This window comes from Ammonifex thiophilus (assembly GCF_003368535.1).
In the GTDB taxonomy this organism is placed as follows: domain Bacteria; phylum Bacillota; class Desulfotomaculia; order Desulfotomaculales; family Ammonificaceae; genus Ammonifex; species Ammonifex thiophilus.
Genome location: NZ_QSLN01000111.1, coordinates 1 through 225 on the forward strand (window position 1 = coordinate 1; position 225 = coordinate 225).

The window sequence follows — 225 nt, forward strand, 5'->3', positions numbered from 1 at the left end:
CAAGGCACAGGTCTTAGAAGAAGCAGTAGAGCTTTCCTACCGGAAGAGTGGGGAAAGAGTAGGGAAAGGTAACCAGGAAGTTGTACTGAGTGGCGAGGCCGTGAAGAAGGTAGTGCACGACTTTATTTCCGAAGAACTGCCCGAACCACCCAAAGAGAAGCGCCGGGTGAAAGTTCTTTACGTGGAAGCGGACGAAGACCACGTAGCCGGTCAGGACGGGAAGAA

At 52.9% G+C, this 225-nt stretch carries 1 protein-coding gene; it reads left to right on the forward strand.

The window, feature by feature from the left end; translation table 11 throughout:
• Positions 1–225 (forward strand): UPF0236 family transposase-like protein (locus DXX99_RS11290; protein ID WP_205664729.1); only part of this gene is annotated, 225 nt, incomplete at both ends.